This window comes from Paraburkholderia sp., from assembly GCF_036488505.1.
Classification (GTDB): domain Bacteria; phylum Pseudomonadota; class Gammaproteobacteria; order Burkholderiales; family Burkholderiaceae; genus Paraburkholderia.
In genome coordinates, this window is the sequence record NZ_DASXHN010000495.1 from 1 (window position 1) to 5,344 (window position 5,344).

6 protein-coding genes are annotated in these 5,344 nt (G+C 63.5%); 4 read left to right on the forward strand and 2 right to left on the reverse strand.

Annotated features, from left to right (window positions below; translation table 11 throughout):
* On the forward strand, nucleotides 1-780 hold a 780-nt coding region (locus tag VGH68_RS28260), incomplete at its 5' end, for a type I glyceraldehyde-3-phosphate dehydrogenase (protein ID WP_331607032.1).
* A 66-nt stretch (nucleotides 781-846) separates the two neighbouring features.
* Here VGH68_RS28260 and VGH68_RS28265 read toward each other — a convergent pair.
* Nucleotides 847-1,533, reverse strand: coding sequence for a FadR/GntR family transcriptional regulator (locus VGH68_RS28265; RefSeq protein WP_331607033.1), 687 nt, complete (start codon nucleotides 1,531-1,533; stop codon nucleotides 847-849).
* Nucleotides 1,534-1,769: 236 nt separating this feature from the next.
* On the opposite strand from VGH68_RS28265, the gene VGH68_RS28270 reads away from it, so the two are divergent.
* The 3 genes from VGH68_RS28270 (at nucleotide 1,770) to VGH68_RS28280 (ending at nucleotide 4,792) form a co-directional block, all read left to right on the forward strand.
* Nucleotides 1,770-3,098 (forward strand): C4-dicarboxylate transporter DctA, encoded by a 1,329-nt coding sequence (locus VGH68_RS28270; protein ID WP_331607034.1) that lies wholly within the window; start codon nucleotides 1,770-1,772, stop codon nucleotides 3,096-3,098.
* A 134-nt stretch (nucleotides 3,099-3,232) separates the two neighbouring features.
* A complete protein-coding gene (gene alc, locus VGH68_RS28275; RefSeq protein WP_331607035.1) occupies nucleotides 3,233-4,255 on the forward strand; it encodes an allantoicase in 1,023 nt (340 codons plus the stop codon).
* Nucleotides 4,256-4,279: 24 nt separating this feature from the next.
* Nucleotides 4,280-4,792, forward strand: a complete 513-nt coding sequence (locus VGH68_RS28280; RefSeq protein WP_331607036.1) for an ureidoglycolate lyase — start codon at nucleotides 4,280-4,282, stop codon at nucleotides 4,790-4,792.
* A 126-nt stretch (nucleotides 4,793-4,918) separates the two neighbouring features.
* On the opposite strand, the gene fur is transcribed toward VGH68_RS28280, so the two are convergent.
* On the reverse strand, nucleotides 4,919-5,344 hold a 426-nt coding region (gene fur / locus VGH68_RS28285; protein ID WP_331607037.1), incomplete at its 5' end, for a ferric iron uptake transcriptional regulator.

Sequence of the window (5,344 nt, forward strand, 5' to 3'; positions counted from 1 at the left end):
CTGGCGAACCGCAACCCGGCCGAACTGCCGTGGGGCGAGCTGAACGTCGACGTCGTGTTGGAGTGCACCGGCTTTTTCACGACCAAGGAAAAGGCCAGCGCGCACATCAAGGGTGGCGCGAAGAAGGTCATCATCTCGGCGCCGGGCGGTAAGGACGTCGACGCGACGATCGTCTACGGCGTGAATCACAACGTGCTGAAGGCATCGGACACGGTGATCTCGAACGCATCGTGCACGACCAACTGCCTCGCACCGCTGGTCAAGCCGCTGAACGACAAGATTGGGCTCGTGAACGGCCTGATGACGACGATCCACGCGTACACGAACGACCAGGTGCTGACCGACGTCTATCACGAAGACCTGCGCCGCGCGCGCTCGGCCACGCACAGCCAGATCCCGACCAAGACCGGTGCTGCTTCGGCGGTCGGCCTCGTGCTGCCGGAACTGAACGGCAAGCTGGACGGCTACGCGATCCGCGTTCCGACGATCAACGTGTCGGTGGTCGACCTGTCGTTCATCGCCGCGCGCGACACGACGGTCGACGAAGTCAACGCGATCATGAAGGAAGCGTCGCAAGGCGCGCTGAAGGGCATCCTCGGTTACAACGACGCGCCGCTGGTGTCGATCGACTTCAACCACAATCCGGCTTCGTCGACGTTCGACGCAACGCTGACCAAGGTGTCGGGCCGTCTCGTCAAGGTGTCGAGCTGGTACGACAACGAGTGGGGCTTCTCGAACCGCATGCTGGACACGGCTGTGGCGCTCGCAAACGCGAAGTAAGTCTCAGGTCTCAGGCTGCATGAGCCGCTCTTCGGAGCGGCTTTTTTTTGTCTGCGGTATTTGCGCTTACGGCGTCGGGAAATAGACGCCAGCGCGCTGCGCGGCGTTCGCAATGTGCGTCTCGATCGCGTTGCCCGCGGCAAGTGAGTCGCGCGCCTTCAGCGCATCCAGAATCGCGCGATGCTCCGTGTACGTGGACAGCACCCGCTCGCGCCGATAGAACGGCATGCGCTGGCTTTCCTTCATGACTTCCGCGCTGCTGCGCAGGATCGATTCGATGGCCGCATTGCCGGCGATGCTGACGATGCGCATATGGAACTCGTAGTCGAAGCGGGCGGCTTCGTCCAGTTCGTCGCAGGCGAGCGCGGTCTGCATTGCAGTGATGTTTTCCTCGAGCCAGTCGAGGTCGGAATCGCTCACCGCGAGGACCGCCATCCGCGCGACGAAGCCTTCCAGCGCATAGCGCATCTGATAGGTGTCGGGCAGCGACGACTGCTCGGCGAAACGCCATGTCTGCGCGTTTTTCGCCTGCGCGCTTTCGACATACACGCCTTTGCCGGGACGGATCACGAGCAAGCCGAGCGCTTCGAGCGTCGATAGCGCTTCGCGCAGCGACGCGCGGCTGATCGACAGTTCATCGGAAAGCTGGCGCTGCGCCGGCAGCAGACTGCCTACCGGATAAACGCCCGCTTCAATCCGCTCGCGAATGGTCGCGATTGCGGCGTCGGTGACGGTATGCGGGACGTTTTTCATCACGGTTCACTCGAGTTGTCCGGTCTGACCGGCATTGTAATACGCGGTGCCCGCGGGCGCCCCGTGCGTTGGCCGCACCGCTGAACCGGATGCATGAGCACCACCTACACAACGGGTAAACACGGTCCGACGGACACTTGACGCGCGCATATCGGCTTCCTACTATTGGCCATAACAGTACTGGTCGGACCAGTCTGAACAGATCGAACACAGAGACATCGTCATCAGGAGAAGCCGTGTTGAAATTCTTCAATTCGCTGTTTGGGCGGGTCGTCATTGCGCTCGTGGTGGGCATCGTGCTCGGTGCCGCTTTTCCGCATTTCGCGCAATCGTTGCGTCCGCTCGGCGACGGCTTTCTCAAGCTCATCAAGATGGTGATCGGGCCGATCGTGTTCTGCGTCGTCGTGAGCGGCATGGCGCACGCGGGCGACCTGCGCAAGGTTGGGCGCGTCGGCGTGAAGGCGGTGATCTACTTCGAAGCGATGACGACGATCGCGCTGGTGATCGGCGCGGTGCTCGCGTATGCGACGCGTCCCGGCGCCGGCATGAACATCAACGTCAATTCGCTCGACGCGGCCTCGCTCGCGAGCTACACCGAACACGCGAAAAGCTTGAAGGACACCGCGGGCTTCCTGCTGAAGATCATCCCCGAGACGGCTTTTAACGCGTTCGCGACGGGCGACATCCTGCAAATCCTCGTGTTTTCCGTGCTGTTCGGCTCCGCGCTGTCGTTGCTTGGCAAGCGCGCGCAGCGCGTGAGCGGCCTGATCGATGAACTGTCGCAGGTGTTTTTCCGGCTGATGGGCTTCATCATCAAGCTCGCACCGCTCGGCGTGCTCGGCGCGGTTGCATTCACGACCGGCACCTACGGCATCGAGTCGCTGAAGCAACTTGGCATGCTGGTGCTGGTGTTCTACCTGAGCTGCATCGTGTTCGTCGCCGTCGTGCTCGGCGCGGTGATGCGGCTCGCGGGGTTCAGCGTCTTCAAGCTGATCCGCTATCTGCGCGAAGAGCTGTCGATCGTGCTCGGCACCGCGTCGTCCGACGCCGTGTTGCCGCAGATCATGCGCAAGCTCGAATGGATGGGTGTCAAGGATTCGACGGTCGGCCTCGTGATTCCGACCGGCTATTCGTTCAACCTCGACGGCTTCTCGATCTATCTGACGCTCGCGGTGATCTTTATCGCGCAGGCGACCAACACGCCGCTATCGATCCATGACCTGATCGTCGTCGTGCTCGTGTCGCTGGTGACGTCGAAGGGCGCGCACGGTATTCCGGGCTCGGCGATCGTGATTCTGGCGGCCACCCTGTCGGCGATTCCGGCGATTCCCGTGCTCGGCCTCGTGCTGATCCTGCCGGTCGACTGGTTCGTCGGGATCGCCCGCGCGCTGACCAACTTGATCGGAAACTGCGTCGCGACGGTAGTCGTCGCCGTGTGGGAGAACGATATCGACAGGGCGCGCGCGCATCGGGTGTTGAACCGTGACGCAGCGCTGCGCTACGTGCCCGCCGTCGACGACACGCTCACCGAACCGGTGGCGGGCGAACACGCGCCCGCGGTCTGACCAGTGACTTGCACCTATCGCTATCGCTACCGCGTTGCAGCACCATTTCGCGCGCCGTCCGGGCGCGCATGCCGCCGGCGGACGCCGCAGTTGCGCTGGCTGTTTCCAGAAACTTTCGCTACCCGACCCACATCATGGCCAATCCGATCCTCGACCCGAACGCTCCCGCCTTCACGCGCCGTTACATGAACCTTGCCGATCCGCGTCTTGGCGCGCAGGCACTTTTCGCCAGCGACGAATTCTTCGCGCCGAAAGAACGGATGCTCGAACCGCAGCCCGCCATGTTCATCCCCGGTAAATACGACGACCACGGGAAATGGATGGACGGCTGGGAGACCCGCCGCAAACGCACGACCGGCCACGATTACTGCGTGATCCGGCTCGCGCGGCCGGGCGTCGTGCACGGCGTCGATCTCGATACGAGCCATTTCACCGGCAACTTTCCGCCAGCCGCGTCGATCGACGGGTGTTATCTCGACAGCGGCGCCGGCAGCGAGGTGCCGTCCGACCGCGCCGACTGGGTGACGCTGGTGCCCGCCACCACGCTGCAGGGCAACCAGCATCACTACATCGAAGTGAACGACGCGCGCCCGTTCACGCATCTGCGCGTGAACCTGTACCCGGACGGCGGCCTCGCGCGTCTGCGCGTATATGGCCAGCCGCAGCGCGACTGGAGCCGCATCGAGCGCGGCACGCTGCTGGACCTCGCGGCGATTGAAAACGGCGCGTACCTGGTCGCCGCGAACAACCAGCATTTCGGCCCCGCGTCGCAGATGCTGATGCCGGGCAGCGGCATCGACATGGGCGACGGCTGGGAAACTCGCCGCCGCCGTGAGCCGGGCAACGACTGGGCGATCATTGCGCTCGCGCGTCCCGGCGTGATTCGCAAGATCGAAGTGGACACCGCGCACTTCAAGGGCAATTTCCCGGACCGCTGCTCGCTGCAGGCGGCTGCGGTGACAGGCGGGACCGACGACTCGCTCGTCACCCAGGCGATGTTCTGGCCGGCGTTGCTCGACGAACAGAAGCTGCAGATGGACAAGCTTCACACGTTCACCGACGGGCTTGCGGCGCTCGGGCCGGTCACGCACGTGCGTTTCAACATCTTCCCCGACGGCGGCGTGTCGCGTCTGCGCCTGTGGGGCGAGATCGCGTAACGCCGCAAAACGGGAGCAATGCGCATGAAGACCTTGCAGATGGAGCGCCTCACGCGCGCGGCATTCGCGCCGTTCGGCGACGTCGTCGAACTCGACGGCGCGCGCCGTTTTCCGATCAACGGCGGCTCCACCGAGCGTTATCACGACCTCGCCAACGTCGACGTGATGCAGCACGGCGGGCGGCCGCTGATCAGCGTGTTTCGCGCGCAGCCGCGCGCGCTGCCGGTCGAGATCAGGATGATGGAGCGGCACCCGCTCGGCAGTCAGGCATTCGTGCCGTTGCAGGTAGGCCGCTATCTGGTGGTGGTCGCGCCCGCGGGGGAGTTCGATCCCAACTGCATGCGCGGGTTCTGGACCGATGCGTGGCAGGGCGTCAATTACGCGAAGGGGGTCTGGCATCACCCGCTGCTCGCGCTCGACCGGGTCAGCGATTTTGTCGTTGTGGACCGCGGCGGAGAGCAGCCCAATTGCGACGAGTTGCAACTCGCCGAGCCGTGGCGGCTCGTGTGCGAGGCGAAAGTCGAGGCGCTGGCCTAGCAGCGCTTACTACATAGGCTAATAAAAAGACCCGCCCGATTTCGCTCGGCCGGGTCTCCTTGGTGCGGACCGCTTGCTTTGCCCGCCTACTCTCTGCCCGCTTACTTGCGCGCAGCCGCCGACGCATCAGTGCTTGCGATGCGGGCAGTTTTCCTTCGTACATACTCCATACAGCGCCAGCGCATGTTCCTGCAGCTTGAAGCCGCGTTCTGTCGCGATGGATTGCTGGCGGCTTTCGATCTCCGAGTCGAAGAACTCTTCGACCACGCCGCAATCGATGCACACGAGGTGGTCGTGATGGGTGCCCTCGTTCAGTTCGAACACCGCCTTGCCCGATTCGAAATTGCTGCGCGAAAGCAGGCCGGCCTGCTCGAATTGCGTGAGCACCCGGTAGACGGTGGCGAGACCGATATCGAGTTCCTCATGCAGCAGGTTGCGGTACACGTCTTCGGCGGTCAGATGACGCACCGGGCTATGCTGAAAAATCTCAAGGATTTTGAGGCGCGGAAGGGTCGCCTTGAGCCCGATATTCTTGAGATCGGTTGGATTGGT

Bases quoted from the DNA above. Each gene is read 5' to 3' on its own strand.
- VGH68_RS28265 (WP_331607033.1), bottom strand. From the start codon at position 1,533: ATGAAAAACGTCCCGCATACCGTCACCGACGCCGCAATCGCGACCATT.
- alc (WP_331607035.1), top strand. From the start codon at position 3,233: ATGGCCAATCCGATCCTCGACCCGAACGCTCCCGCCTTCACGCGCCGT.
- VGH68_RS28280 (WP_331607036.1), top strand. From the start codon at position 4,280: ATGAAGACCTTGCAGATGGAGCGCCTCACGCGCGCGGCATTCGCGCCG.